The organism is Roseateles sp. (genome assembly GCF_036404855.1).
Lineage (GTDB): Bacteria > Pseudomonadota > Gammaproteobacteria > Burkholderiales > Burkholderiaceae_C > Pelomonas.
This window is the reverse complement of record NZ_DASWYS010000165.1, coordinates 1-25,280: the sequence shown is the minus strand read 5'-3', so window position 1 is coordinate 25,280 and position 25,280 is coordinate 1. Positions and strand designations below refer to the sequence as shown.

The 25,280-nt window shown below is 68.5% G+C and carries 19 protein-coding genes; 11 read left to right on the top strand and 8 right to left on the bottom strand.

Features of this window, described 5'->3' with window-relative positions; all coding sequences use genetic code 11:
* Nucleotides 1-810, top strand: an 810-nt coding sequence (locus tag VGF12_RS10850) for a hypothetical protein (RefSeq protein ID WP_331176052.1), incomplete at its 5' end; no start/stop codon positions are given.
* Nucleotides 811-906: 96 nt separating this feature from the next.
* Nucleotides 907-2,607 carry an AMP-binding protein gene (locus VGF12_RS10845; RefSeq protein WP_331176051.1) on the top strand — a complete coding sequence of 567 codons (1,701 nt, stop codon included), beginning with the start codon at nucleotides 907-909 and terminating at the stop codon, nucleotides 2,605-2,607.
* A gap of 2 nt (nucleotides 2,608-2,609) precedes the next feature.
* Here VGF12_RS10845 and VGF12_RS10840 read toward each other — a convergent pair whose 3' ends face one another.
* Complete coding sequence (locus VGF12_RS10840) at nucleotides 2,610-3,527, bottom strand: LysR family transcriptional regulator (protein WP_331176050.1); 918 nt, start codon at nucleotides 3,525-3,527, stop codon at nucleotides 2,610-2,612.
* Between the two features lie 148 nt (nucleotides 3,528-3,675).
* Here VGF12_RS10840 and VGF12_RS10835 point away from each other — a divergent pair, with 148 nt between their 5' ends.
* The 3 genes from VGF12_RS10835 to VGF12_RS10825 all read left to right on the top strand — a co-directional run bounded on the left by VGF12_RS10835 (nucleotide 3,676) and on the right by VGF12_RS10825 (nucleotide 10,487).
* Nucleotides 3,676-5,847 carry a malate synthase G gene (locus VGF12_RS10835; protein ID WP_331176049.1) on the top strand — a complete coding sequence of 724 codons (2,172 nt, stop codon included), beginning with the start codon at nucleotides 3,676-3,678 and terminating at the stop codon, nucleotides 5,845-5,847.
* Nucleotides 5,848-6,220: 373 nt separating this feature from the next.
* Nucleotides 6,221-8,938 carry a TonB-dependent receptor gene (locus VGF12_RS10830; RefSeq protein ID WP_331176048.1) on the top strand — a complete coding sequence of 906 codons (2,718 nt, stop codon included), beginning with the start codon at nucleotides 6,221-6,223 and terminating at the stop codon, nucleotides 8,936-8,938.
* Nucleotides 8,939-9,281: 343 nt separating this feature from the next.
* A complete protein-coding gene (locus VGF12_RS10825; protein WP_331176047.1) occupies nucleotides 9,282-10,487 on the top strand; it encodes a geranylgeranyl reductase family protein in 1,206 nt (401 codons plus the stop codon).
* On the opposite strand, the gene pcaF is transcribed toward VGF12_RS10825, so the two are convergent.
* From pcaF to VGF12_RS10810, 3 genes are read right to left on the bottom strand one after another with little or no spacing between them, the layout of a single operon-like run.
* A complete protein-coding gene (pcaF, locus tag VGF12_RS10820) occupies nucleotides 10,488-11,690 on the bottom strand; it encodes a 3-oxoadipyl-CoA thiolase (RefSeq protein ID WP_331176046.1) in 1,203 nt (400 codons plus the stop codon).
* Nucleotides 11,687-13,099 (bottom strand): 3-hydroxyacyl-CoA dehydrogenase, encoded by a 1,413-nt coding sequence (locus VGF12_RS10815; protein ID WP_331176045.1) that lies wholly within the window; start codon nucleotides 13,097-13,099, stop codon nucleotides 11,687-11,689. Before VGF12_RS10815 ends, pcaF begins: the two co-directional genes overlap by 4 nt.
* Nucleotides 13,096-13,893, bottom strand: coding sequence for an enoyl-CoA hydratase-related protein (locus tag VGF12_RS10810; RefSeq protein ID WP_331176044.1), 798 nt, complete (start codon nucleotides 13,891-13,893; stop codon nucleotides 13,096-13,098). The genes VGF12_RS10815 and VGF12_RS10810 overlap by 4 nt, the downstream gene beginning before the upstream one ends.
* Nucleotides 13,894-14,008: 115 nt before the next feature.
* On the opposite strand from VGF12_RS10810, the gene VGF12_RS10805 reads away from it, so the two are divergent.
* The 3 genes from VGF12_RS10805 to VGF12_RS10795 all read left to right on the top strand — a co-directional run bounded on the left by VGF12_RS10805 (nucleotide 14,009) and on the right by VGF12_RS10795 (nucleotide 17,692).
* Nucleotides 14,009-15,100, top strand: a complete 1,092-nt coding sequence (locus VGF12_RS10805) for a sensor histidine kinase (RefSeq protein WP_331176043.1) — start codon at nucleotides 14,009-14,011, stop codon at nucleotides 15,098-15,100.
* The gene (locus tag VGF12_RS10800; protein WP_331176042.1) at nucleotides 15,097-15,864 is read left to right on the top strand and encodes a LytTR family DNA-binding domain-containing protein; all 768 of its coding nucleotides are present in this window, start codon (nucleotides 15,097-15,099) and stop codon (nucleotides 15,862-15,864) included. Before VGF12_RS10805 ends, VGF12_RS10800 begins: the two co-directional genes overlap by 4 nt.
* A gap of 109 nt (nucleotides 15,865-15,973) precedes the next feature.
* The gene (locus tag VGF12_RS10795; protein WP_331176041.1) at nucleotides 15,974-17,692 is read left to right on the top strand and encodes a M14 family metallopeptidase; all 1,719 of its coding nucleotides are present in this window, start codon (nucleotides 15,974-15,976) and stop codon (nucleotides 17,690-17,692) included.
* On the opposite strand, the gene VGF12_RS10790 is transcribed toward VGF12_RS10795, so the two are convergent.
* Both VGF12_RS10790 and VGF12_RS10785 read right to left on the bottom strand, forming a co-directional pair.
* Nucleotides 17,689-18,696, bottom strand: a complete 1,008-nt coding sequence (locus VGF12_RS10790) for a substrate-binding domain-containing protein (RefSeq protein ID WP_331176040.1) — start codon at nucleotides 18,694-18,696, stop codon at nucleotides 17,689-17,691. The genes VGF12_RS10795 and VGF12_RS10790 overlap by 4 nt on opposite strands.
* Before the next feature lie 76 nt (nucleotides 18,697-18,772).
* Nucleotides 18,773-19,627 carry a 23S rRNA (adenine(2030)-N(6))-methyltransferase RlmJ gene (locus VGF12_RS10785; RefSeq protein ID WP_331176039.1) on the bottom strand — a complete coding sequence of 285 codons (855 nt, stop codon included), beginning with the start codon at nucleotides 19,625-19,627 and terminating at the stop codon, nucleotides 18,773-18,775.
* Nucleotides 19,628-20,003: 376 nt separating this feature from the next.
* Here VGF12_RS10785 and VGF12_RS10780 point away from each other — a divergent pair, with 376 nt between their 5' ends.
* Complete coding sequence (locus tag VGF12_RS10780) at nucleotides 20,004-21,101, top strand: alkene reductase (protein WP_331176038.1); 1,098 nt, start codon at nucleotides 20,004-20,006, stop codon at nucleotides 21,099-21,101.
* Here VGF12_RS10780 and VGF12_RS10775 read toward each other — a convergent pair whose 3' ends face one another.
* Both VGF12_RS10775 and VGF12_RS10770 read right to left on the bottom strand, forming a co-directional pair.
* Entirely contained in the window at nucleotides 21,102-22,235 is a 1,134-nt protein-coding gene (locus tag VGF12_RS10775; protein WP_331176037.1) for a hypothetical protein, read from the bottom strand.
* A complete protein-coding gene (locus tag VGF12_RS10770) occupies nucleotides 22,232-22,798 on the bottom strand; it encodes an MOSC domain-containing protein (protein ID WP_331176036.1) in 567 nt (188 codons plus the stop codon). Before VGF12_RS10770 ends, VGF12_RS10775 begins: the two co-directional genes overlap by 4 nt.
* A 94-nt stretch (nucleotides 22,799-22,892) precedes the next feature.
* Between VGF12_RS10770 and VGF12_RS10765 the strand changes: the two genes are divergently transcribed.
* Entirely contained in the window at nucleotides 22,893-24,140 is a 1,248-nt protein-coding gene (locus VGF12_RS10765; protein WP_331176035.1) for a cation:proton antiporter, read from the top strand.
* On the top strand, nucleotides 24,137-25,255 hold the full coding sequence (locus tag VGF12_RS10760; RefSeq protein WP_331176034.1) for a YbdK family carboxylate-amine ligase: 1,119 nt from the start codon (nucleotides 24,137-24,139) through the stop codon (nucleotides 25,253-25,255). Before VGF12_RS10765 ends, VGF12_RS10760 begins: the two co-directional genes overlap by 4 nt.
* The last annotated feature ends 25 nt before the right edge of the window (nucleotides 25,256-25,280 follow it).

Below are 25,280 nucleotides of genomic sequence, written 5' to 3'. Positions count from 1 at the left end.
TTTGTGCGCTGGCGCCTGGCGCGCGAGAGCGCGACCGAGGCCACCGCGCGCAGCGACGACCTGATCCGCCGCTGGGACGCCGTCGCGCGCCCTGGCAACCACGCCAGCACACTGATGCGCCAGATGCTCGGCGCCTACCTGCAGCAACTCGGCGAGTTCGGTCCGGCACTCGAGCAGATCCGACGCGCCCAGGCCGACACCGAGGCCGCTGGCGCCGACGACGCGGTGACCGGCCAGCTGCGCCGCACGCTGGTGACGGAGGCCCGTGCGCTGGCCGCGGGCCGGGCCGATGCGGCGGCCGTCAGGGCGGCAGCTCAAGCCCTGACGCAACTTGACGCGGCGCCGCTGATCGGCGACGTGCGCCGCGCAGAGGGCCTGCTGACGCTGGCCCATGTCGCCATCGCCCCCGGTGCCGGCGCCGCAGGCGAGGCCCTGGCACGCGACATCGAGACCCGCCTGGACCAGCTGCGCCCGCAGCTGGATCACGCCCACAACCTCACCACGCGCATCGATCTCTTCAAGGCCCGCGTCGCCGGCACGCCCGCCGCCTGGCTGGCGGCGACCCGCCAGCGAACGGCGTACTTCGACGGCCTGCCCGAGCCCCAGGGCCTGCCCGAATGGGTCGCCCGCTTGCAGCTGGCCTGCGCGCTGCGCGCCGCCGACCAGCCGTGGCACGACGCACTCACGCGCGCCGAGGCCGCCCGCCCGCCGGGGCTGGCAACGCTGACGCCAGCGCCGCATCCATTGACCGAGGTCGCGGCGAGCCTGGCGGCCGGCACCGCAGCGCCGGACTGCGACTGGCGCTTCTAGCGGCGTCGCACCGCAGGGTGTTTTCCCGTAGCGGCGGGGCGTTTGCACGCGGTTAACTTTGCGGCTCTCTGAAAAGAACTCCGAGGAGACCGCCCCATGGCCACCATCGCCACCGACCAGCTCGCCCTGCAACGCCTCTACTACTGGGAGCGCACGGCGGGTCAGACCGTGACGCTGACGCAGCCCATGGGCGGCGCCGACCTCAAGGACTTCACATGGGCGCAGGTCGGCGACCAGGTGCGCCGCATGGCCGCGCACCTGAAGGCCCGGGGCGCTGCCGAGGGCTGGCCGGCCGACGCGAAGGTGGCCATCCTGTCCAAGAACTGCGCCTGGTGGCTGATGAGCGACCTTGCCATCTGGATGGCCGGCTACGTCAGCGTGCCGCTGTACCCGACGCTGGCGGCAGAGACCATCACGCAGATCCTCACCCACAGCGAGGCGCGCTTCGTGTTCATCGGCAAGCTCGACGGCTGGGAGGGCATGAAGCCCGGCGTGCCGCAGGGCCTGGCCGGGGCCAGCTATGCACTGTCGCCCGACGACGCCAAGCGGACCTACGAGGGCTGGGACGCCATCTGCGCCCGCACCGAGCCCTTGCAGGGCGAGCCCACGCGCGGCGCCGACGAGCTCTGCACGCTGATCTACACCTCGGGCACGACCGGGCTGCCCAAGGGCGTCATGCACAACTTCGGCGCCTTTGCATGGGCCGTGAACGCGGGCCTGAAGCGCATCCCGCTGGCCGGCCGTGACCGCATGTTGTCCTACCTGCCGCTGGCCCACGTGGTGGAGCGCACGCTTGTCGAGCACGGCTGGCTGGCCACCGGCATGCGCGTCTATTTCGCCGAGTCTCTGGAAACCTTCGCCGCCGACCTGCAGCGCGCCCTGCCGACGGTGTTCTTCAGTGTGCCGCGGTTGTGGGTCAAGTTCCAGCAGGGCGTGCAGGCCAAGATGCCGCCGCAGAAGATGAACAAGCTGCTGCGATTGCCCATCATCGGCGGCCTGGTCCGCAAGAAGGTGCTCAAGGCCCTGGGCTTGAACCATTGCCATTTCGCGGCCGGCGGCGCCGCGCCCATGCCGGTGGCCCTGCTGGAGTGGTACGCGGAGCTGGGCCTGCACATCAACGAGGGCTACGGCATGACCGAGAACCTGGCCCTGTCCCACCTGACCGTACCGGGCAAGAATCAACGCGGCACCGTAGGGCCGGCCTATGACGGCGTGGACGTGCGCATCGCCCCTGACAGCGGCGAGCTGCAGATGCGCAGCCCGGCCGTGATGCTGGGCTACTACAAGGCACCGGAGCAAACGCGCGATGCCTTTACCGAGGATGGCTGGCTGCGCACCGGCGACAAGGCCAGTCAGGACCCGGACGGCTGTGTGCGCATCACCGGCCGCGTGAAAGACTTGTTCAAGACCAGCAAGGGCAAGTACGTGGCCCCTGCGCCCATCGAGGACCGGCTGGGCATGAACCCCAACCTCGAGGCGTGCTGTGTGGCCGGCGCCAACATGGGCCAGCCGCTGGGCATCGCGATGCTGTCGCCGCAGGGCCTGCAGCGCGCCGGCTCGGAGGCCGAGCGTGCAGCGCTGGTGGCTGAGCTGGGTCAGCACCTGGACGATGTCAACGCCCGCCTGGACCCGCACGAGCAGCTCGATACGCTGGTGCTGATCAAGACGCCCTGGACCGTGGACAACGGCTTCATCACGCCGACCTTCAAGGTCAAACGCAATCGCATCGAGGAGGCCTACGCGGGCCAGTTCGAAGCGTGGGCCGGCAAGCGCGCCAAGGTGGTGTTCGGCGACTGAGCTCAACCGCCCCAGTAGTCGGCGCGCCCGTAATGGGCGCGCAGGTGCTCCACCCACAGTCGCGTGCGCAGCGGCAGATGGCGCGCCTGCGCAAAGACGGCGTAGATGCCGTTGGGCGGCGCAGCGAAGTCGTCCAGCACGCTGACCAGGCGTCCCGTGGCCAGATCAGCCTCAACCTCCCAGGTGCTACGCCAGGCAATCCCCAGCCCCTCGACGCACCAGTCGTGCAGCACCTGGCCATCACTGCAGTCCAGTCGGCCTTGGGCACGGGTTTCGGGCCGCAAATGTTGCACGGCGCCATCGATCTGAAAGGCCCAGCCGCGCGTCTGGCTGGCCTCGGAACTCAGCGTCAGGCAAGCATGCCGCGTGAGTTCGTCGGGATGCCTCGGAATGCCGGCGCGCTTCAGATAGGCCGGCGCAGCAACGCACAGGCGGCGGTTGTCGGCCAGCCGCGTGCTGACAAGGCTGGAGTCGGGCAAGTCGCCCACGCGCACGGCGCAGTCGAAGCCCTCGTGGACGATATCGACGACGCGGTCGCTGAGGTTGAGCGACAGGCTGAGGTCGGCATGCTCGGCCAGGAAGCCCGGCACCAGTGGCGCGACGTGTCGGCGGCCGAAGCCGGCCGGGGCCGTCACGCGCAGATGCCCGCTGGCCTTCAAGCCTCCAGCGCTGACGGCCGCCTCGGCATCGGCCAGCGCAGCGACGAGGCGCTGGCAGTCCTCCAGAAAGGCTTGCCCTTCGGCCGTCAGTGTCAGCCGTCGCGTCGTGCGCAGCATCAGCTTGACGCCCAGGCGCGCCTCCAGCGCGTCCAGCCGCCGACCCATGACGGCCGGCGCCAGCCCTTGAGCCTGCGCTGCCGCCGTCAGGCTGCCCTTGGCGGCGACGAGGACGAAGGACTCCATCTGCTTGAGCTTGTCCATCCTCGAATTGTGCTGACTCTAGGGCGCAAAAACAGCGGTTTCATCATGGATCTTTGCGTTTTAGTCACAGATGAATGGCATGGCAACCAGCGAATTCGGACGCGCAGCCCGGCTAGATTGGCAACATCTGTTCTTGTCGGAGTCCGCCATGCCACGCACCATCCTCCACCGCCTGCAGGTCGATGCCGACCTAGCCCGCTTCATCGACACCGAGGTGCTGCCCGGCACCGGCGTCGGGCCGGACGCCTTCTGGGCCGGCTTCAGCCAGCTGGCCCATGAGCTGGCGCCGACCAATCGCACGCTGCTTGCCGAGCGAGACCGCCTGCAGGCCGAACTGGACGCCTGGCACGAGGCCCACCCTGGCCCCATCGCCGACATGCCGGCCTACCGCAACTTCTTGACGCGCATCGGTTACCTCGTCGAGGCGCCGGCCCAGGTGCAGGCCACCACGGCCAATGTCGACGCCGAGCTGGCACTGCAGGCTGGCCCGCAATTGGTCGTGCCCATCTTGAACGCGCGCTACGCGCTGAATGCCGCCAACGCCCGCTGGGGTTCGCTGTACGACGCGCTGTATGGCACCGACGCCATCTCCGAGGCCGACGGCGCCACGCGCGACGGCGCGTACAACCCGGTGCGCGGCGCCAAGGTGATCGCCTTCGCCCGCCAGGTGCTGGACCAGGCCGCACCGCTGGCTCAGGGCTCGCATGCCGATGCCACCGGCTATCGCGTGGAAGGCGGCCGGCTGGTCGTGACGCTGGCCTCCGGCACCAGCACCGGCCTGAAGGACCCGGACGCCTTCGCGGGCTACCAGGGCGACGTCGCAGCCCCCAGCAGCGTGCTGCTGATCCACCACGGCCTGCACCTCGACATCCGCATCGACCGCTCGACGCCCATCGGCAGAACCGACGCGGCGGGCGTCGCGGACGTCGTGCTGGAAGCAGCGTTGTCCACCATCCTCGACCTGGAGGACTCCGTCGCCGCCGTGGACGCCGAGGACAAGTTGCTGGCCTACCGCAACTGGCTGGGCATCCAGCAGGGCACGCTGACCGAAGAGGTGGCCAAGGCCGGCAAGTCCTTCACGCGGCGCCTGAACGCCGACCGCGTCTACACGGCACCGGGCGGTGGTTCCGTGACCCTGCACGGCCGTTCCCTGATGTTCGTGCGCAACGTGGGCCATCTGATGACCAATCCGGCCATTCTGCTGGACGATGGCAGCGAAATCCCGGAGGGCATCATGGATGCTGTCGTCACGACGACGATCGCCATGCACGACCTCAAACGTCGCGGCAACTCGCGCACCGGCTCGGTCTACATCGTCAAGCCGAAGATGCACGGCCCGGCCGAGGTGGCCTTCGCCGCCGAGCTGTTCACGCGCGTGGAGCGGCTGCTGGGCCTGCCGGACAGCACTGTCAAGCTGGGCATCATGGACGAAGAGCGTCGCACCTCGGTCAACCTCAAAGCCTGCATCGCCGCCGCGGCCAGCAGGGTGGCCTTCATCAACACCGGCTTCCTTGACCGCACCGGCGACGAGATGCACACCGCCATGCGCGCCGGCCCGATGCTGCGCAAGGGCGACATGAAGACGACTCCCTGGATCCAGGCCTACGAGCGTAGCAACGTGCTGACCGGCCTGGCCTGCGGCCTTCGCGGCCGCGCCCAGATCGGCAAGGGCATGTGGGCCATGCCCGATCTGATGGCGGCCATGCTGGAGCAAAAGGTCGGCCATCCCAAGGCGGGTGCAAACACGGCCTGGGTACCGTCGCCCACGGCCGCGACGCTGCATGCGCTGCACTACCACCAGGTCAGCGTCAGCGCCGTGCAGCAGGAGCTGGAGAAGGTCGACCTCGCCGCCGAGCGTGAGGAGCTGCTGAACGCATTGCTGACCGTACCGGTCGCGCCCCGGGCCGATTGGACAGCCGAGCAGCGCCAGCAGGAGCTGGACAACAATGTGCAGGGCATCCTGGGCTACGTGGTGCGCTGGGTGGATCAGGGCGTGGGCTGCTCCAAGGTGCCCGACATCAACGGCGTCGGCCTGATGGAAGACCGCGCGACGCTGCGCATCAGCAGCCAGCACATCGCCAACTGGCTGCGCCATGGCGTCGTCGGCGCGGAACAGGTGCGCGAGACCTTCGCCCGCATGGCCCTGGTCGTCGACGCCCAAAACGCGGGCGACCCGGCCTACAAGTCCCTCGCCGCCCACCCGCAGGGCGCAGCGATGCAGGCGGCGCTGGATCTGGTCTTCAAGGGCGAGGTGCAGCCGAGCGGCTATACCGAGCCGCTGCTGCATGCCTGGCGGCTCAGGGTGAAGGCAACACACTGACCGCCTCCCGGGCGAGGCCGTCCTCGCCCGGTCATCACGCACGGCGATGCCCTCGAAGCCCCCGAGGCCATGGGGGCGCCGTGTTGCTTTCTCGACAGACATCCTCCCGGAGCTGTCAGCAAACTGTCGTCGGATCGCTACGGATTCGGACGCTCTGCAGCAGCGGTTTTCCCATGAAACAGGGGGGTTACGGAACCGAAAACTCTTCGGCGCGCGCCCTGGGCAGTCCGCTCAATTGGGGCGAACCCCAAAAGTTGGCCAGCAAACTTTCCTCACACTGTTTGTCTCTCCCGGCACCACGGCCGGGCTGGTAAAGCCCTTGTCGTCCACCATCCAGACCGGCAAGCATCGTTTATCCGTTAGGAGTCCGTAGATGTTCAAACGTCATGCCGTCGGCGCCGCAGCGCTGGCCTGCCTGGCTGCTTCCGTGCAACCAGCTTTCGCACAGCAAACCCTGGAGCGAGTCGAAATCACCGGTTCGGCCATCCGCCGCTCCATCACGGACGAAGGCGCACTGCCCATCACCGTCGTGAAGGTCGACGACCTGCGCCAGCAAGGCGTCTCGAGCGTTGAGGGCATCCTGGAACTGCTGTCAGCCAGCCAGTCCAGCAGCCCCGGCAGCAACTCCATCGGTTCGGGCACGGGCGGCGCCTCCTACGCCAACCTGCGCGGCCTGGGTAGCAACAAGACGCTGATCCTGCTGAACGGCCGCCGCATGACGTCTTTCGCGTTTGACGCGAACGCGGTTGACCTGAACTCCATCCCCTTCGCCGTCATCGATCGCGTCGAAGTGCTGCGCGATGGTGCTTCCGCCGTGTACGGCACGGACGCCATTGGTGGCGTCATCAACTTCATCACGAAGTCCAATTTCCGCGGCGGCCAGATCGTGGCCGAGATGACCAAGCCCCGCCAGGATGGCGGCAAGAAGGAGGGTGGCTCCGTCACCGTCGGCTTCGGCGACCTTGAGAAGGACAAGTTCAACTTCTGGGGCTCGTTCGACACCCGCCGGCAGCAACGCATCCGCGCGCTGGATCGCGATTTTGCGAAGACCGGCATCATCCCGAGCCGCGGCGTGAACGGTAATTCGGGCACGACCTTCCCCGGCAACTTCTCCGGCAGCTTCATCGTTCCGGTGTCGAAAGACTTCCCCACGGGCCGGGAGACCCGCTCCTACAACCCGACCGCGCCCAACTGCGCGCCGCCGCTGTCCGTCGTGAATCCGACGAATGCGAACGCCTGCGTGTTCGACTTCAGCTCGACCATCGACATCATTCCCGACACCAAGCAGAACACCATCGCGGGCCGCGCCGCGATCCAGATCGCCGAGGGTCACGTGCTGACCATGGAAGGCCTGGCCACCGAGAACAAGAACATCGCCCGCGTCGCCCCGGACCCGGTCAGCGGCGTCACCATCAATCCGGGCAATCCGGCCTACCCGACCGGCATCCCCAACTTGGACACCACCAAGCCGATCAACGTGGGCTGGCGCATGGTGCCGGCAGGCCCGCGCACCAACGAGTCGAACTCCACCGCCAAGCGCGCGGTCATCGACCTGAGCGGTGTCGTCGCGAGCTGGGACTACCGGCTCGGCGCCATGCTGTCGCGCAGCACCGGCAACGATGCGGCAGCCGACGGCTACGTCAGCGCCCCCTTCGTGCGTGCCCAGGTGGCCGCCGGCAACCTGAACCCGTTCCGCGCTGCCACTGCAGCCGAACTCGCGATCATCGAACAGGCCAAGCGCCGTGGTGTGTTTGGCTATGCGACGGGCGAGACGAAGGGTGTCGACATCCGCGCCAGCCGCGATCTGTTCTCTCTGCCTGGCGGCAATGCCGCGTTGGCGCTGTCGGGCGAGTTCCGCAAGGAGAACTACCGCTTCGACACCAACGACGACGTCGTCAACAACATCCCGTCGGCCGGCCGCTCGCCCAACCACAAGGGTGGCGACCGCAAGGTGACGGCGTTTGGCGCAGAAATGCTGCTGCCGGTGCTGAAGAACCTCGAGGTCCAGGTCGCTCTGCGTACCGACGACTATTCGGACGCGGGCCGCAGCACCAACCCCAAGATCGGCTTCCGTTTCACTCCGATCAAGGAAGTCGTGCTGCGCGGCTCCTACAACACTGGCTTCCGTGCCCCGGGGCTGGATGACCTGTACGCGCCGCAAACGGTCACCTTCTCCGCAGGTGCCAAGAACGACCCCCTGCTGTGCGATGCCAACGGCAAGGCCATCCCGTCCAAGGGCGGCGTGCAAAGCCGTGACTGCGGTCTGCAGCCGCAGGTGCAGAACGGCGGCAACGCCAACCTGAAGCCGGAGAAGTCCAAGACCTTCACCGTCGGCGCTGCGTTCGAGCCGATCAAGGACCTGACCTTCTCGATCGACTACTGGAACATCAAGCTGCGCGACCAGATCAACGTGCTGCCGCTGGACACCATCATTGCGGACTCCACACGGTACGCGGCGAACTTCGTGCGCTGCAGCACGTTGCCCATCGCCGTGCAGAACACGCTGAATCGTTGCGCCGGCCTGGACAACAACAGCCCCGCGATCGGCTACATCATTCAGACCAACGACAACATCGGCAAGATCAAGACCAACGGTTTTGACCTGACCGCCGGCTACAACATGAAGCTGGGTGGCCTGGGCGCCCTGTCCCTCAGCTACGACGGTACCTACGTCCGCAGCTATCAGTACCAGACGAATCCGAGCGATCCGTACAAGGAGAACGTCGGCATCTACAGCGACGGCTCGCCCGTCTTCAAGTGGAAGCACAACCTGAGTGCCGCCTGGGCGCTGGACAATCTGGGCGCGCGCATGAGCCTGCGTCACCAGAGCGGCTACCGCGACCAGAACGATCCCACCACGGTCGTGGGCGGCCCGTCGTTCTACGGCAATGTCGAGTCGTACACGCTGGTCGACCTCTCGGCGAGCTACAAGTTCAACAAGATGTCGTCGCTGACCATCGGCGTCAAGAACCTGTTCGACAAGGATCCCCCGTTCTCCAATCAGTCGACCCGCTCGCAGCGTGGCTATGACCCGCGCTACAGCGATCCGATGGGTCGTGCGCTGTTCGTGCGCGCAGCCTACGGCTTCTAAGCCTCCTGTCGCATGACTCAAGGCCCGCCTCGGCGGGCCTGAATGAGATGGTCACGCCATCTCGTGTCTGCCCCGAACACCCCGGCGACATCAGTTGCCGGGGTGTTCTTCCATGGGGCAGCGGTCATGATGCCCCGGTGACGCTGGTCAGCAGCCGACCTGGGCAAGCACTCGTTGCACCTGCACGACCAGGACCGCAAAGGGCTGGACGGCATTCGGCAAAAAAATAGCAAGCCCCCCTGCGCCTCGTGCGCGAGTCGCTGGTCCGCGACCGCACCAGGACCACCCACCCGATGTATTGCTGCTCGACAATCGATGGCTCACCTCGACTCAATCCTTGGCGATGCTTGTTGACGTTCTCATCATCGGCGCCGGCCCCGCCGGCAGTGCCTGCGCTCGCGTGCTGGCCCAGTCAGGCGTCGATGTCCTGCTAATCGACCAACACCCTGCTGGCCGGGACAAGACCTGCGGCGACGGCCTCATCCCCGATGCGCACAAGGCCCTGGCCCGCCTAGGGCTCTTGGACGACGTGATGCGCCTGGCCCAGCCCGTGGCGCATGTCGGATGCATCGGCCCGCGCGGTGGCCGCATCGACGTGCCCGGCTCGCTGGCCGTGCTGCCACGGCGCGAGTTGGATGAGCTGCTGCTGCGCGCCGCACTGGAGGCCGGCGCCCGCTTCGAGCAAGCGCGCTTCGAGGCACCGCTCGAGCAGGACGGCCGGGTCGTCGGCGCGCGGCTCAAGCAGGGCGACAAACTCATCGAGGCGCGGGCACGCTGGGTGGTGCTGGCCACCGGTGCGGTGCCCCGGGCACTGACCGCCGCCGGCATGTGCGAGCGCCACACGCCCAGCGGCGTGGCGCTGCGCGGCTATGTGAAGGCGCCGCAGATGGTCGGCAGGATCAAGGCGCTGGAAGTCGTCTGGGACCAATCCGTGCGCCCCGGCTATGGCTGGATATTTCCGGCGCCGGACGGCCACTTCAACATTGGCGTCGGGGTGACCGATTCGCACCGTGACCTGGGCGGCAAGGGCCAGAAGAAGGATGTCAACCTGCGTGCCATCTTCGACGCGTTCGTCGCCAAGTACGCGCCGGCCGCCGAGCTGATGCGCGTCGGCGAACGGGTCGGCGAAGGTGAGCAGTGGCTGAAGGGCGCCCCACTGCGCTGCACGCTGACCGGCGCAAAGTGGACGCGCCCCGGCATGCTCGTCACCGGCGAGGCCGCCGGCAGCACCTATTCCTTCACCGGCGAGGGCATCGGCAAGGCCATGGAGACGGGCATGCTGGCAGCCGATGCGCTGCGCCAGCATCTCGACGACGACGGGGCCGCACGCGCCATGTACGAAGCCGCGCTGATGGCCCTCAAACCCAAGTTCGACCTCTACGAGCGCGCCAACCGCGTCAACGCCCACCCCTGGCTGGCCGATCTCCTCATCTGGCGCGCCAAGAAGAGTCCGCGGCTGCTGAAGCGCATGAGCGGCGTGCTCAACGAAACCAGCAACCCGGGCAACCTCGTCAGCCTGAAGGGCCTCAGCCGGCTCTTCTTCGAGTGATCAGGCGCGCTCGATCACCAGCGCGATGCCCTGGCCCACGCCGATGCACATCGTGCACAGCGCATAGCGGCCGCCGCTCACCTCCAGCTGGTTGACGGCCGTCGTCACGAGGCGGGCACCGCTGGCACCCAGGGGATGGCCCAGCGCGATGGCACCGCCATTGGGGTTCACGCGGGCGTCGTCGTCCGCCAGGCCCAGGTCGCGCAGAACGGCCAGGCCCTGCGCGGCAAAGGCCTCGTTCAACTCGATGACGTCCATCTGCGCGAGCGTGAGTCCCGTCAATGCCAGCACCTTGCGCGTGGCCGGCGCCGGGCCCATGCCCATGATGCGCGGCGCGACGCCAGCCGTGGCCATGCCGACGACGCGGGCGCGCGGCTTCAGGCCATGGCGCGCCGCGTCGGCCTCGCTGGCCAGCAGCAGCGCGCAGGCGCCATCGTTGACGCCGCTGGCATTGCCGGCCGTCACGCTGCCATCGGGCTTCACGACGCCCTTGAGCTTGGCCAGCGACTCCAGGCTGGTTTCGCGCGGATGCTCGTCCAGGAGCATGCGCAACGGGTCGCCCTTCTTCTGCGGGACGTCCACGGGCACGATCTCTCGTTCGAAGAAGCCGCGCTGCTGCGCGGCGATGGCCTTCAGCTGAGAAGCCAACGCCATGCGATCCTGCGCCTCGCGTTCGATGCCGAAGTCGCCCGCGACGTTCTCGGCCGTCTCGGGCATCGAATCCACGCCGTACTGCGCCTTCATCTGCTTGTTGACGAAGCGCCAGCCAATGGTGGTGTCGTAGACGGCATTCGCGCGGCTGAAGGCCGATTCGGCCTTGGGCATCACGAACGGGGCGCGGCTCATGCTCTCGACGCCGCCGGCGATCATCAGCCCCGCCTCGCCGGCGCGGATGGCGCGCGCGGCCGTGCCCACGGCGTCCAGGCCCGAGCCGCACAGGCGGTTGATCGTGCTGCCCGGCACATCCACCGGCAGACCCGCCAGCAGCGCCGCCATGCGGGCGACATTGCGGTTGTCTTCGCCAGCCTGGTTGGCGCAGCCATACAGGACGTCGGCCACCTGGGTCCAGTCGACGTTCGCATTGCGTGCCATCAGCGCCTTGATCGGCAGCGCGCCGAGGTCGTCGGTGCGGATGGAGGACAGTGCGCCGCCATAACGGCCGAAGGGAGTACGGATCGCGTCGCAGATGAAGGCTTCAGTCATTTCAGATAGGGCGACACGCGGTAGCGCTCGCCACGGTAGTGTTGATCAAGGCGGTCCAGCAGCGCGACCACGGCGCGGCGGTCCCAGCGGGCCAGCCATTCGAAGGGGCCGGCGGGATAGTTGACGCCCAGCTTCATGGCCGCGTCCGCGCCGGCCTCGTCGCAGACGCCTTGTTGCACGGCGTCTGCCGCCTCGTTGATGAGCATCGCCACGGTGCGCGCGACAACCAGGCCCGGCACGTCGGCCACGGCGCGCGGCGTCAGGCCCAGCACGGTCAGCCAGGCGGCTGTCGCGGCGTCGCCAGCGAAGGCGATGTCGCCCGAGGCGGCCAGCGGCAGGTCAAAGACTGCGCCGCCGCGGCTCAGCTCGGTGGTACGGCGACCGTCGGTCAGACGCAACTGGCGACCGTCGACGTTGAGGCCCGTCCAGTCGCTGTCCAGCTCGCGCACGGCATCCGGCAGTGCAGCGGCGAAGCGGTCGGCCACCACGCCCTTGCCGTGCACGACGATCTGCGCCGCCGTCGGCGTCGCCACCGCCACGGCTGGCAATGCCGGCGCGCCCTCGGGATAGCGGTAGAAGCCACGCCCGCTCTTGCGACCGAAGAAACCCGCGTCCACCAGCTCCTGCTGCACAAGAGACGGCGTGAAGCGGCGGTCGAAGAAGTTGGCCGCGAACACCGAGTTCGTCACGGCAAAGTTGGTGTCATGGCCGATCAGGTCCATCAGCTCGCAAGGCCCCATGCGGAAGCCCGCGGCGCGCAGGAGCGCGTCGAGCAGCTCGGGCGCCGCGGCGCGGTCCTGCAGCAGCATCAGCGTCTCGGCGTAGTAGGGCCGCGCGATGCGGTTGACGATGAAGCCGGGCGTGGAGCGCGTGTGCACCGCCGTCTTGCCCCAGCGATGGGCGAGATCGAAGACGGCCTGCGCCACGTCCGGCGCCGTACCGAGACCGGACACCACCTCCACCAGTTTCATCAGTGGCACGGGATTGAAAAAGTGCATGCCGACCAGACGCTCGGGCCGCTTCATGCCGCGGGCCAGCGCCGTCACGGAGATGGACGAGGTGTTGGTCGCAATGACGGCCTCGGCGGGCAGCAGCGCTTCGAGGTCGGCGAAGAGCGCGCGCTTGATGTCGAGGTTCTCGACGATGGCCTCGACGACCAGGTCAGCGGTGCAGAGCGCGTCGATGGGCGTGATGCGCGCCAGCGCGGCCTGGGCCGCATCGGCAGCCAGCCTGCCCTTGGCGACGAGGCCATCCAGCGTCTGCGCGAGCTTGGCCTTGGCGGCTTCGGCAGCACCGGCGCGGGCGTCGAAGAGGGCGACGTCGTGCCCGGCCTGGGCGGCCACCTGGGCGATGCCGGCGCCCATCAGGCCTGCACCGACGACGAGGATGCGGGAATCGTTCAGCGTCATTCTTTCGAGTTCCAGTGGGGCTTGCGCTTGCCGAGGAAGGCTGCGAAGCCCTCGCGAGCCTCGGCGGTGATGCGCACGCGGGCAATGGTCTGGGCCGTCAGCTCGCGCGCGTCGGCCGTCACCGGGCCGGGCGCAAGCCGGGCATAGAGCTGCTTGATCTCAGCCTGGGCGGCGGGACCGCATGCAAGCAGGTCGGAGATGCAGGCTTCCAGCGCGGCGTCCAGCCCTTCGGCCGGCACGACCTGCTGCACCAGGCCGACACGCTGCGCCTCGGCAGCGGTGATGCGGCAGGCGGTCAGCGCCAGGCGCCGCGCCTCGCGCAGGCCCACCGCGTTGACGAGGTGGGGGCCGATGACGGCCGGCAGGATGCCCATCCGGGCCTCACTGACCGAGAAGCTCGCCACCTCGGACGCCACAGCCATGTCGCAGGCGCACACCAACCCGACGCCACCGCCCAGCGCTGCCCCCTGCACGCGGGCGATCGTCGGCTTGGGCACCTCGGCAATGCGCGCCAGCATGGCCGAGAAGCGGCGCGCATCGGCGAGGTTGTCCTCCTGCGACGCGGCGGCGGCGCGCTGCATCCACTGCAGGTCAGCGCCCGCGCTGAAATGCTTGCCGGCCCCGGCCAGCACGATGACGCGCACCGAGTCGTCGCCCCCCAGCAGCTCGAAAGCGGCGTCCAGCTCGGCAATCAGCGTCTCGTCAAACGCGTTGAACACGGCAGGCCGGTTCATCGTCAACAGGGCAACGCCATCGTCACGGCGGTCGAGGTCAAGCGCGTTCCAGGTCGGCATCCCGGCATTCTGCACTTTTCCCGACCGATCGGTCGAACAACCATCCATACGCGTCGATCCACCATTCGCCGCAAGTCGGGGGCAGCCTGCGCGCGGCCCCTCCTAGACTGCGGCCATGTCTGCTCCCACCCCTTTGCGCCGCTGGCTCGCCACCGACTGGTCGCAGTGGTTCTATCCCGGCCCGCGCCGCGTCTTCTCGGCGGACGAGATGACACGCGCCGGCAATCAGCCCTGGCCGCGCGGCATTGACCACTACGTCTATGTGAACTTGATCCTGGTGCTGGCCGTCACCACGCCGTTTCACCGGCAGTTCGTGTGGGTATGGCCGGCTGGCCTGATCCTGGGCTGGATGGCGCTGGCCGTTGCCCGCTGGTTGTGGCGGATGCCCACGACCAGGCGGCTGAACCTGGCCTGCTACGTCGTCGGCTTTTCGGTTGGTGTGGGCGGCGTCCTTTGCGTCAAACTGGGCGGGCGCGAGGAGATCCAGGCGCAACTGCCGCTGGTGCTGGCCATCATGACCGCCGTGCTGTCCGCCTGGTGGCTCCTGACCCTGTTCCGAGCCCAGCAGATCGAGGCCCGGCTGCGCGAACTGGCCGAGCAAGAGGCCGCGCTGCGCCTGCAGACCCGCCTGGCCACGGCCCAGATCCAGCCCCATTTCCTGTTCAACACGCTGGCCTCGCTGCAGCACTGGGTGGACACCGGTGACGCCCGCGCCGCACCGCTACTGCGCGACTTCACGGCCTATCTGCGCGCCACGCTGCCGATGTTCGAGCGCGAACTGCAGCCGCTCAACGACGAGATCGAGATGGTCAGACGCTATCTCGCCATCATGCGTGCCCGACTGGGTGCACGACTCGAGTTCGACATCGACGTGCCGGCGGAGCCGGGCGTCCTGCTGCCGCCGGGTCTGGTGCTGACACTGGTGGAGAACGCCATCGCCCACGGCGTCGAGCCGCAGCTGCGCGGGGGCCGTATCGGGATCGCAGCGCGCCGCGACGGCCAGCAGCTGGTGCTGACCGTGAGCGACGACGGCCCGGGTCTGGCACCCGGCTGGACCGAGGGCGTGGGGCTGTCCAACACGCGCCGCCGCCTGCTGCAAGCCCTGCCGGCCGCCACGCTGACCCTCACCGATGACGCCCCCGGCTGCGTCGCCACGCTGACCCTGCCCATTCCCCTGAACGCCTCCACTGCCTCGCTGCACACATGAACCCCATCACCGCCCTGATCGCCGACGACGAAGAAGCCCCGCGCGAGCAACTGCGCGCCGCGCTGGCGCGGCTGTGGCCCGAACTCGACATCGTGGCCGCCAGCAGCAACGGCGTCGAGGCCTGGGACGATTGCCTGGTGCACGAGCCGGCCATCGCCTTCCTCGACATCCGCATGCCGGGCCTGACCGGCCTGGAGGTGGCGCGCCGGCTGTCGGCCCTGGCCACACCGCCGCTCATCGTCTTCGTGACGGCCTTCGACGACCATGCCTTGGCCGCCTTCGACGCCGGCGCCGTGGACTATGTGCTCAAACCGGTCGACGACGAACGCCTCGCGCAGGCGCTGGCCCGGCTGCGTCCGCGCCTGGCCCAGCCAGCACCCGACACGAGCGCCCTGCAGCAGCTGCTGGCCAGCCTGCCCCAGCTGACCCAGCCCAAGCCGGCACCTCGCCCCATCCAGGCCAGCGTCGGTCGCGAGGTGCAGCTGATCCCGCCGAGCGAGATCATCTATTTCGAGGCCGACCAGCGCTACACCCGCGTCGTCCACGAGGGCGGCGACGCGCTGATCCGCACGCCGCTGCGGGAGCTGCTGACCCAGTTCGACCCGGACCAGTTCTGGCAGATCCACCGCAGCGTGCTCGTCAACAGCCGCTTCATCGCGCGCGCCATCCGCGTCGATGAGGGCACCATGGTCGTGACGCTGCGCGGCCGCGACGAGAAGCTGCCGGTATCGCGACAGTTCCAGGCTCTGTTCAAGGGCCAGTGAGACGCGCCCAGGGCAAACCCTTGGGCAGTCGCGCGGGCCGGCTCCACACAATCCGCGGCATTCCGAAAAGCCCCTCGCCGGGGCCACAGCCAGGGACATCGTCTCCGCCATGCCAACCCCACTGCCCACCCCGCGCTTCGACCATTTCTACCGCCACGAGGAACTGACCGCCCTGCTCTTCGCCTACGCCGAGGCGCGCCCCAACCTCGTGTCGGTGCGCTCCATCGGCAAGAGCTACGAAGGCCGCGACATCTGGGTCGTCGTCGTGACTCACCTGGCCACGGGCATGGACACCGACAAGCCGGCGCTGTGGGTGGACGGCAATATCCACGCGGCCGAGCTCACCGCGTCGACGACCTGCCTGTACTACCTGCACTGGCTGCTGAAGGAACATGGCGGCACGTCGGCCGAGGCCCAGCAGGTCCACCGCCTGCTGGACACGCGCACCCTGTACCTAGTGCCCCGCCTCAACCCCGATGGCGCCGAGCTGGCGCTGGCCGACCGGCCACGTCACATCCGCAGCTCCACGCGCCCCTATCCCTACACCGAGGAGCCGGTGGATGGTCTGACCGCCGAGGACATCGATGGCGACGGACGCATCCTGACGATGCGCGTGCCCGACCCGCACGGCGGCTACAAGAAGCACGCTGGCGACCCGCGGCTGATGGTGGCGCGAGAGCCCGGCGAGTTCGGCGGCGAGTACTACCGCCTCATCCCCGAGGGCTTCATCAAGAACCATGATGGCCTGACGGTCAAGGTCAACCCCGACCGCGAAGGCCTGGACCTCAACCGCAACTTCCCCGGCGAATGGCGTCAGGAGTACCAGCAGCTGGGTGCCGGGCCCTATCCCACCAGCGAGCCCGAGGTGCGGGCCATGGTGGATTTCATCACCCAGCATCCCAACATCGGCGCGGCCATCAGCTTTCACACGCACAGCGGCGTCATCCTGCGCCCCTGCGGGACGCGCAGCGACAGGGACATGACGCCCGAGGACCTGTGGCTGTTCCAGAACTTCTCTGCCCTGGGTGAGAAACACACGGGCTACCCGGCCATCAGCATCTATGAGGAGTTCCGCTACCACCCCAAGGAAGTCATCACCGGCACGCAGGACTGGGTCTACGAGCATCTGGGCGCGCTGTTCTGGGTGGTGGAGCTGTGGTCGCCCAGCAAGGAGGCTGGCGTGGATGTCGAGAAGTTCATCGACTGGTATCGCGAGCACCCGGTGGAAGACGACCTCAAGCTGCTGAAGTGGAGCGACGAGCACTGCGGCGGCCAGGCCCATGTGGACTGGACGCCGTTCCAGCATCCGCAGCTGGGCGCCGTGGAAATCGGCGGCTGGGACAAGATGAACTACTGGCGCAACCCACCGCCCGCGCTGCGCGAGCGCGAGGCCGCGCGCTTCCCGGCCTGGATGACTCAGATCGCGATGAGCCTGCCCAGGCTGGAGCTGATCCGCACGGAGGTCCGCGCGCTGGGCCCCGACATGTGGCGGGTTCGCATGGCCGTCGCCAACGCGGGCTATCTGCCAGCGTACGTGACGCAGCGGGCGCTGGAGCGCAAGACGGTGCGCGGCGTCATGTTCGAAATCCACCTGCCCATCAATGATCCGGGCGTCAGCCTGGTCAACGGCAAGGAGCGCATGGAAGGCCCGCAGCTGGAAGGCCATGCGCCAAAGCAGAGCCAGCTTGCCTTTCTGTTCAACAAGCATCCCACCGGCGACCGTGCGGTGGCGGAGTGGGTAGTGCGCGCGCCGGTGGGCACGCGGCTGGCCCTCACCGCCAGCGCAGAACGCGCCGGCGTGGTGCGGACCGAAGTCGTGCTGGACTAAGTCGACCTGACGACCAGTTCGGTCGGCATGATTTCGCTGGCCGCTCCATGGCCGGCGATGAGGTCCAGCACCTTGCGCGCCAGGAGCACGCCGCCGTGGTGCCAGTCCTGGCGCACGCTGGTCAGTGGCGGCGCAAAGCTCTGGGCCGCCGGCGAGTCGTCGTAGCCGATCACGGAGACCGCGTCGGGCACGGCCAGGCCCGCGTCGGTGAAGGCGCGCACGGCGCCCATGGCCAGCAGGTCGCTGGCGGCAAACAGGCCATCGGGCACCTTGCCGCCTCGGCCAAGATTCGCCAGATGGGCCTGTACGGCGGTGAAGCCGGCGCCAAAGGTGAAAGCTGCCGGCGTCAGCGTCTGGACCTTCACACCTGGAATCCCGGCCTTCTTCAGCGCCTTCACGAAGCCCTGCTGGCGGTCGCGGATCTCGGCATGGCGCACGTCGCCCAGGAAGAGCAGCTCGCGCCGGCTCAGGCCCAGCAGCCGCTCGGCTGCGCTGGCGCCGCCGTGGGCGTTGTCGCCGCCCACGACGACCGCATCACCACGGCCGTGCTCGGCACCCCAGACGACCATCGGCAAGCCCAGGGCCGCGGCCGATTTCACGGCCGAGCCATGGGCGCCCTGGCCCAGCAGGATGACCCCGTCCGCCGACGCGGCCATGCCCTGGCCCGGGCTCTGCATGGCCGACAGCAGCACGCTGTAGCCGCGCGAGGTCAGCTCCTGCGTGATGCCGCCCAGCAGTTGCAGCGGGTAAGCGTCGGTCATCGGCCGGTCGGTGTCCGGCTGCATCTCCAGCATGACCGCCACCATGTGGCTGCGACGCAGGCGCAGGTTGCGCGCATGGTGGTTGAAGCGGTAGCCGGCGGCCTCGGCCAGCGTCTTGATGCGCTCACGCGTGGAGGGCGTCACCGAAGGGCTGTCGCGCAGCGCGCGCGAAACGGTGATGGTGGACACCCCCGCCAGCGCAGCGATCTGCTCCATCGTGACGGGCTTGGCGTCGGCGGTCATGCGCCCCTCCGCCGGGCCACCCCAAGGCGGGTCGAGCCGCGCCGAGGGGCAGCGAGCAATGCTCGCGCGCGAGTCTTCATACCGCTTTTTGCTCGAGCACGTAGTTGGCGCCGTCGTACTGGCCCAGGCGCTCCACCAGCAGCGGCAAGCATTCAGCGAGCTCGTCGTGCAGCGTGAATGGCGGATTGGCGATGAACATGCCACTGCCCATCATGCCGAAGCCACGCTCGTCGGCCTGGCTCACGGTGAGGCGCACATGCAGCCAGCCCTTCTTGGCGGCGGCGTCCGCGCTGGCCTTCAGGCGTGTCGCGAGCTGGGTGGACTCCAGCAGCTGCAGCTGCGGGTACCAGACCATGACGACTGTATCGGGCGCGCGCTCCAGCGCTTCGCGCAGCGCCGCCAGCACCTTGGCGTAATCGGTCTTGATCTCGTAGGGCGGGTCCATCAGCAACGCTGCGCGGCGCGTGGGCGAGGGCAGCTCGGCCTTGATGGACGCGAAGCCGTCGCGGTCGCTGACCTGGGTATTGGGGCGGCTTTCCAGATAGGTGGCGAGGATGCGGTGGTCCGTCGGATGCAGCTCGTAAGCGCGCAGCCGGTCTGTGTCGCGCAAGACGAAGTTGGCGATAGCCGGCGAGCCGGGGTACTGGCGCAGCTGGCCGTCGGGGTTGAAGGCGCGCACCAGGCTCACGTAGTCGGCCAGCGGCGCAGGCAGGTCGGCGCTGTCGTAGAGCTTGGCAATGCCGCCGGCGTATTCGGCGTTCTTCTGCGCATAGCGGCCTTCGACGGAATAGCCGCCAGCGCCGGCATGGGTGTCGATGAGCGTGTAGGGCTTGTCCTTTTCGCCCATGTAGCGCAGCACGCGGGTCAGCACCAGGTGCTTGAGGACGTCGGCATGGTTGCCGGCATGGAAGGCGTGGCGGTAGGCGAGCATGCCCCGATTGTCGCTAAGCCTTCACACGGCAGCGCGAGCAAAGCTGCCGGCCACCGTGGCGGCGACGGGGCCGGGGTTCGCGGCCGACGGGCGAATCAGCGCGACGACCGGCCGAACCCGTCCCGGCCGTAGCGCGGCGGCCGGCCGTCTTCCCCCGAAAACCGCCCCAAGGCAAGCGGTCTGGCCCTTGCAGCGCAAGGCGCTCACCAAGCAGCGGGCGCCGCCCTGACAAGGAAGGTCAGCCGCGAGGGCGGGGGCTTGAAGTTCAGCACGGAGCCCCGAGGTCCCTCGATAGCACATTCCGCAACAACCGCAGGCGATGCAAGGCTGAACCGGTTTTCTTAGCCTTCGCGCGTTCAACTTTTCGCTCCCTCCGATGCCCACCCTCTTCGACCCCGTTCGCTTCGGCGAAATCCAGCTTGCCAACCGCGTCGTCATGGCGCCCCTGACCCGCAATCGCTCCCCACGGCAGACGCCTCAGGCGCTGAACGTCGAGTACTACCGCCAGCGTGCCAGCGCCGGCCTGCTGATCACCGAGGCAACGCAGATCCGTCCCGACGGCCAGGGCTATTTCGACACCCCCGGCATTCATTCGCCCGAGCAGATCGCCGCCTGGAAGCAGGTGACGGATGCCGTGCACGCCGAGGGCGGCAAGATCGTCGTGCAGCTCTGGCACGTCGGCCGCATCTCGGTGAAGCGCCTGCAACCTGGCGGCCAGCAGCCGGTCTCGTCCACCGGCCGCGCGGCCAAGACCCGCACCTATGCGGCCCACGGCGAACTGGTGCCCACCGACGAGCCTCGCGCGCTCGCGACGCACGAGATCCCGCAGCTGATCGCCGACTACGTGCAGGCCGCCAAGAACGCGATGGCCGCCGGCTTCGACGGTATCGAAGTGCACGGCGCCAACGGCTACCTGCTCGAACAATTCCTGCGCGACAGCGCCAACGACCGCGACGACGAGTACGGCGGCTCCATCGAGAACCGTGCCCGCCTGCTGATCGAAGTCATGACTGCCATCGCCGGCACCATTGGCGCTGGCCGCACGGCACTGCGCCTGTCGCCGGTCACGCCGGCCAACGACATCGGCCAGGACAGCAACCCGCAGGCCCTCTTCAACTACGTGGCCGATCAGCTCAGCCCCCTGAAGCTGGCCTTCCTGGAAGTCGTCGAAGGTGCCACCGGTGGCCCGCGCGACATCGCGCCCTTCGACTACGCCGAGTTGCGCCGCCGTTTCAATGGCCCCTACATCGCCAACAACGGCTACGACCGTGCCATGGCGCTGGAGGCCGTCACCAGCGGGAAGGCCGACGCCGTGGCCATTGGCCGGCCCTTCATCGCCAACCCCGACCTCGTCGCGCGCATTCGCGCTGACCAGCCCTGGGCCCTGCCCCACAAGGAGACCTTCTACGGCGGTGGTGCCGAGGGCTACACGGACTACCCGGCCTTGGACTACCCGGCCTTGAGGCAGGCCTGATCAGGTCTGGAATGCGCCCGGATTCCGGGGCGGCCGGCTGAGGGCCGTCGTGCCGCGCGGGTGGCGATATTCGCGCGTCGGCGCGAGCGTCATGCCGCCACCTTCGCCGGCGTCCTGCGCCTTGCCGCGCAGCGCCGAACTGGGCTTGAGCCTGAAGTCCTCGCGCGCTGCGCGCACGAACTCTTCCCAGCCTGCCGTGAAGTTGGCGCGCCGCACCCAATGCCCCTCGGTCGCAAGCTTGGGAGTGCCAACGAGCAGGTTGTTGGCCACCACCACGTCGGTCTGCGGCGGCGTCACGCGCAGCCAGATGCCGCCGCTCGGCAACTGGTCCACCAAGGTGTTGTTGACGAGGTAGAGCGCCTGCTTCTCCCAGGTCGCGCCTTCGGCGCCGAAGGAAATCATGCGCACGTTCTCCGTGGTCGAGCTTTGCGCGATGAGATTGCCCATGACGACCGCCACGCCGCCGTTGGGGAACTCCAGCTCGTAGCTCGCACGGCCGCCGATCTCGTCGGTGAGGCGGTTGTAGAGGATGTGGTTGAGCGCCGCGCGGCTCTTCAACAGATGGCCCCGCAAGCCGTGATGGAAGTAGCTGCCGCTGACAGCCAGGCGGCCGATGGCGCCGACATAGAGGTTGTGCGTCTTGCCCTCGCCGGGCTGGATGGTGCCGAAGTCGCAGTCAATGATGTCGAGCTCGATGCTCTCGTCGCTGGCCGTCAACACACCGTTCTCGTTGTCACGGAAGCTGCAGTCCACCAACGTCAGCGAGCCCGCCTCCAGCCGGATGCCGGCGCCGTTGCGATCGGGCACGACGGCACCGATGAAATCGAAACCCTCGATGCGCTGGCGCCGTCCCGTCGTCACGAACAAGCCTTTGCCCCGCACATGGGCGCCGGCCGCGATCAGTGTGACTCGCCCGCCCACGGCGCGCAGCGTCAGCTCGTGCTGCGGCCAGGCTGCGGCATCGGCGACATACTCGCCCGCATCGACCTCGATCAGCATGCCGTCCCGAGCCTGGCGCGCCGCGGCGGCCAGCGATCGAATCGCACGCCCCGGCCCGACCCGCATCACCGGCCCGGCATGCGCCACGAAAGGCAGCAGCCCGGCCGCAGCAAGCCACTCGCGGCGTCGCGTCATGCCCGGCCCTTCATCTTGGCTTTGAACAGCTCCACGATCCCGACCTCGCGTGGCCCCGGCAGCAGCTCGAAGGCCTGGCCGGCCGCGAGGCTGCCCTCGCGCTTCACGGCCAGGTAGAAGCCGCAATAGCCGCTCTGCACCATCAGCTTGGCCGCCTGGTTGAAGCCCATGTGAGCGTTGAACTTGAAGCAGGGATAGCGCGGCTCGGAGACGATGAGCTCGCAGTCCGGGAAGCGCAGCACGTCTCCCAGCCAGACACGGCTTTCCAGCAGGCCGTCCAGTGTCAGGTTCTCGCCGCAATCGCCGGGCTGCAGCAGGCCTTCGACCTGCGCCTGGCCACGCACGGTCTGCCAGAAGGCATAGTGGACGTGCGGGTAGGCGTAGATTGCCTTGGAAGGTCCGCCATGTACGGTAAGGTCCGCCTGTTCGTCCCCCTCCAGGCCGAGCGGACTGACGGCAACGGCACCCTGACGCGGCCGTTTGCGGATCGCTGAGTCCAGGGCCTGGCCATTGATCGCGACGAAATGCTCGACGCGAGCGGTATTGACGCTGAGTAGCTGCATGCCGCCATTGTCCAGGAGGGTTTTTGGCTTCTTGGCCTACACGGCGCGCCACGCCTGCCCCTTAGGCTGGCGCGCAAAGCTTCAAGGGAGAGTCATGACTGCACTCGACACCGGCGCCCGGGTCTGGGCCGGCCTGGCCGTTCCGCCCTCCAGCGGGCTGATGTTCATCGTGGGCGTGCTGCTGGCCGGCGCCTTGGCCGGCGAGTTCATCGCCGCGACGACGCGGCTGCCGCGCGTCGTCGGCTACACGCTGGCGGGCTGCGTCGCCGCCGCGTTCGGCCACGGCGTGGGCATGCCGCTGGCCGGTGCGGCTCAGACCGTCACCGACCTCGCGCTGGGCCTGCTGCTGTTCGAAATCGGCAGCCGCGTGCACCTGCGCTGGCTGCGCCGCAATCCCGGCCTGGCCCTGACCAGCCTGGCCGAGTCCCTGCTCAGCGCGCTCGCCGTGGCCTTCGTGCTGCGCCTGTTCGATCTCAGCTGGCAGACCGCGATCGCCTGCGCCATCCTGGCCATGCCGGCGCCGGCCGCCGTGTCGGGCCGCGTCGCGATGGAGCTGGGCGCCGAGGGTCAGGTCACGCAGCGAGCCTCGCTGCTCACGGCACTGAACACCCTGTACGCCGTCGTCGCGCTGACGCTGATGCGCACCTGGTGGGCTGCCGACGACGGCGGCAGCCTGCCGCAGGCGCTGGCGGGCCTGTCCATCTCGCTGCTGACGACGCTGGGCCTGGCCGCGTTGCTGGCCGGCGCTGTCTACCTCGTCGCGCGCCGGCTCGACCTGCGCAACGAGAGCGCCGTGCTGCTGCTGTTCGGCCTTGTCGCGTTCTCCATCGTCGCGGCGCGCGCCATCGGCGTGTCGACGCTGCTGATGCCGCTGCTGGCCGGCCTGCTGCTGCGCAACACCAGCGAGCGGCCCTGGGTCTGGCCGCGCCACTTCGGCACCTCGGGCGGGGCGCTGGTGCTGATGCTGTTCGTCATCGTCGGCTCGGCCTGGTCGCCCAAGATCCTCGTCGCCGGCGGCTTCGCGGCGCTGGCGCTGATGGCGGCGCGCTTCATCGCCAAGACGGCCGCGATCGTGCTGCTGGCGCCGATGGCCAAGGCCAGCTGGCGCCAGGGCCTGGCGCTGTCGATCACGATGACGCCGCTGTCCGCCACGGCCCTCGTCATGCTCAGCGAGCTGATGCGGGCCGAGCCGGAGCTCGCCGCAGGCGCCGTGCCCATCATCCTGGCCAGCATCGCCGTGCTCGAGCTGGTCGGGCCCATTGCCGTGCAGTTCGCGCTGCGCCTGGCCGGCGAACTGCCGCCGGCGCCCGCGCGCCGCCAACACAAGGAGGACCGTGAATGAGCCTGGGTGTGTTCTCCCAATCGCAGTCGCTGACGCTCGGCGTCGAGCTGGAGCTGCAGATCGTCAACAACGACGACTACGACCTCGCGCCCGTGTCGGGCGACTTGCTGCGGCTGATGAAAAAGCACAGCATCCCCGGCAACGTGACGCCCGAAATCACCAGCAGCATGATCGAGCTGTCGACCGGCGTGTGCACGGGCTTCAGTCAGGTGCTGTCCGAGCTGGGGCAGATTCGGGACGCGCTGGTGGACTGCGCCGGACAGCTGGACGTGAGCTTGTGCGGGGGTGGTACCCACCCCTTCCAGCACTGGTCGCGCCGGCGCATCTTCGAGACACCGCGCTTTCACGAGCTCTCATCGCTGTACGGCTACCTGTCCAAGCAGTTCACCATCTTCGGCCAGCACGTGCACATCGGTTGCCCGAGCGCCGACGAAGCGCTGGTGCTGCTGCACGGCATGAGCCGCTTCATCCCGCACCTGATCGCACTCGCTGCGTCGTCGCCCTTCGTGCAGGGCGAGGACACGGGCTTCGACTCCGCGCGGCTGAACTCGGTGTTCGCATTCCCGCTGTCGGGCCGCGCACCCTTCGTGCAGAACTGGGGCGACTTCGAGACCTACTTCGCCAAGATGACTCGCACTGGCGTCGTCTCGGGTATGAAGGACTTCTACTGGGACATTCGCCCCAAGCCCGAGTTCGGCACCATCGAGGTCCGCGTGCTGGACACCCCGCTGACCATCGAGAAGGCCGCGGCCATCGCCGGGTTCATCCAGTGTCTGGCGCGCTGGATCACCGTCGAGAAGCCGTTCACGCTCAGCGAGGACGACTACCTGCCGTACACCTTCAACCGCTTCCAGGCCTGCCGCTTCGGTCTGGACGGCACCTTCGTCGACCCCGAGACCGGTGAGCATCGGGTGCTGCGTGACGACCTGAGCGCCGTGCTGAGCCGGCTGGACACGCATGCTGGCGACCTGCGCGCGGAGGCCGCATTGCAATACCTGCGCCGCGAGATCAATGGCGTCGGCAATGACGCGACCTGGCTGCGCCGCATCGAGGACGAGAACCATCTGCTGCCCGAGGTGGTGCGACGCGCCACCAGACGCTGGCACGGGCGCTGAGCGACCAGCGGTTCGTCGGAGCAGG

Bases quoted from the DNA above. Each gene is read 5' to 3' on its own strand.
- VGF12_RS10845 (WP_331176051.1), top strand. From the start codon at position 907: ATGGCCACCATCGCCACCGACCAGCTCGCCCTGCAACGCCTCTACTAC.
- VGF12_RS10840 (WP_331176050.1), bottom strand. From the start codon at position 3,527: ATGGACAAGCTCAAGCAGATGGAGTCCTTCGTCCTCGTCGCCGCCAAG.
- VGF12_RS10835 (WP_331176049.1), top strand. From the start codon at position 3,676: ATGCCACGCACCATCCTCCACCGCCTGCAGGTCGATGCCGACCTAGCC.
- VGF12_RS10830 (WP_331176048.1), top strand. From the start codon at position 6,221: ATGTTCAAACGTCATGCCGTCGGCGCCGCAGCGCTGGCCTGCCTGGCT.
- VGF12_RS10825 (WP_331176047.1), top strand. From the start codon at position 9,282: ATGCTTGTTGACGTTCTCATCATCGGCGCCGGCCCCGCCGGCAGTGCC.
- pcaF (WP_331176046.1), bottom strand. From the start codon at position 11,690: ATGACTGAAGCCTTCATCTGCGACGCGATCCGTACTCCCTTCGGCCGT.
- VGF12_RS10815 (WP_331176045.1), bottom strand. From the start codon at position 13,099: ATGACGCTGAACGATTCCCGCATCCTCGTCGTCGGTGCAGGCCTGATG.
- VGF12_RS10810 (WP_331176044.1), bottom strand. From the start codon at position 13,893: ATGCCGACCTGGAACGCGCTTGACCTCGACCGCCGTGACGATGGCGTT.
- VGF12_RS10805 (WP_331176043.1), top strand. From the start codon at position 14,009: ATGTCTGCTCCCACCCCTTTGCGCCGCTGGCTCGCCACCGACTGGTCG.
- VGF12_RS10800 (WP_331176042.1), top strand. From the start codon at position 15,097: ATGAACCCCATCACCGCCCTGATCGCCGACGACGAAGAAGCCCCGCGC.
- VGF12_RS10795 (WP_331176041.1), top strand. From the start codon at position 15,974: ATGCCAACCCCACTGCCCACCCCGCGCTTCGACCATTTCTACCGCCAC.
- VGF12_RS10790 (WP_331176040.1), bottom strand. From the start codon at position 18,696: ATGACCGCCGACGCCAAGCCCGTCACGATGGAGCAGATCGCTGCGCTG.
- VGF12_RS10785 (WP_331176039.1), bottom strand. From the start codon at position 19,627: ATGCTCGCCTACCGCCACGCCTTCCATGCCGGCAACCATGCCGACGTC.
- VGF12_RS10780 (WP_331176038.1), top strand. From the start codon at position 20,004: ATGCCCACCCTCTTCGACCCCGTTCGCTTCGGCGAAATCCAGCTTGCC.
- VGF12_RS10775 (WP_331176037.1), bottom strand. From the start codon at position 22,235: ATGACGCGACGCCGCGAGTGGCTTGCTGCGGCCGGGCTGCTGCCTTTC.
- VGF12_RS10770 (WP_331176036.1), bottom strand. From the start codon at position 22,798: ATGCAGCTACTCAGCGTCAATACCGCTCGCGTCGAGCATTTCGTCGCG.
- VGF12_RS10765 (WP_331176035.1), top strand. From the start codon at position 22,893: ATGACTGCACTCGACACCGGCGCCCGGGTCTGGGCCGGCCTGGCCGTT.
- VGF12_RS10760 (WP_331176034.1), top strand. From the start codon at position 24,137: ATGAGCCTGGGTGTGTTCTCCCAATCGCAGTCGCTGACGCTCGGCGTC.